The following is a 1,224-nucleotide window of genomic DNA, read 5'->3' on the forward strand; positions in this document are numbered from 1 at the left end:
ATCCGGATATTCACGGTTGCGGTAGTTCGCATTCATCCGTGCCAGAGGTTCGCTGTCAAAGGTGCGGATACCCGCATATGTCTCGCCACCCAGTTCGGGTACCTTGGGTTGCAGGCCGTAGGTCTTGACGGTCTTGTTGCCCTGACGGGTTTCTCGGGTGACGATCTCCGCCTGATGGGTCGGGTAAATATGGTGAAGCGCCGCCAGCTCGTGCTCGGCCTCTTTCTTGTATTGAGCAGAGACGTTTTTCAGTTCTCCCCTGAAGGCGTCGAGTGTCGATTGTTCGCTGGCCTCGGTGAGCTGGATACCGTCGTCAAACTCGGCTTCCCTGCCGAGTGCAGATTCACTGACGGTATCGGCGGCTTCCTGGCTGGCGTCGTATTTGCCCCAATGCTCCTTCAGGAAGGTGTAGAGGATATAGGCGTCCGCTTCTCTTTGCGTAAAGCCATACTTCTGCTGTAGCTTTTTCGCAAATACAAGAACGCTATAATTTTTTTCTTGGTTGATCTGGGCATACAGCCTTTCTTTTGCTTCCCAAAACTTAACCCCCACAGCCCTCTCAATAAAGGCTATGTGTTCTTCTTCTTTGCCCCTGCCTGCATGGTCTTCAAGGATTTCATTAGTCCGTCTATAAACTTTGACTCCATTGAGGGTGTATACAAGCTCTGTATTGCTTCTTCTGCGGTCATCCCCTGACTGGCGATTAGTGCTTGGTGCTGCGCTGTTAATGGGAACTTCTTCGCGTCCTCGCCCATCAACTCCTCGTACTCCTTCATCTGCTTCACCAACCACTCCAGTTCCGCCACTGTCGCTGGCCGGTACGCTTTCTCCTTGTCCGTCATCACTCTGCTCCGTGGTGTCTTGTTGTTGTGGCTCTAACGCTACCGCAGTTTGCTCGGGCTGTTCAATGGTATCAGGGTTAATGGTGCCAGTATCATCGGCCAGCCCCGGCGTAGCGGCCACTTCTTCTTCCCACGCCTGACGCTGGACCTGATCACGCTCCTCGAAATCAACAGCGGTCTGCTGCGGAGGAACATAGTCATCCTGATCAATGGCATCCGGATTAACGGTGCCGGGATCATCAGCCAGCCCCGGAGTGGAAGCAACCTCATCTTCCCACGCCTGACGCTGGGCCTGTTCGCGCTCCTCGATCTCCTGCTGAACCGGCACCACCCGAACACTGTCGCCTTCATGCGCCACCGCCTCACGGTTGGCAACAGCCTG

General features: G+C 54.7%; 1 protein-coding gene. It reads right to left on the minus strand.

Features of this window, described 5'->3' with window-relative positions; genetic code table 11:
- Positions 1 to 1,224, minus strand: a 1,224-nt coding sequence (locus tag ABD892_RS04385; protein WP_345194150.1) for a hypothetical protein, incomplete at both ends; no start/stop codon positions are given.

Origin of the sequence: Kistimonas scapharcae (genome assembly GCF_039540975.1) — a bacterium.
Taxonomy (GTDB): Bacteria; Pseudomonadota; Gammaproteobacteria; order Pseudomonadales; family Endozoicomonadaceae; genus Kistimonas; species Kistimonas scapharcae.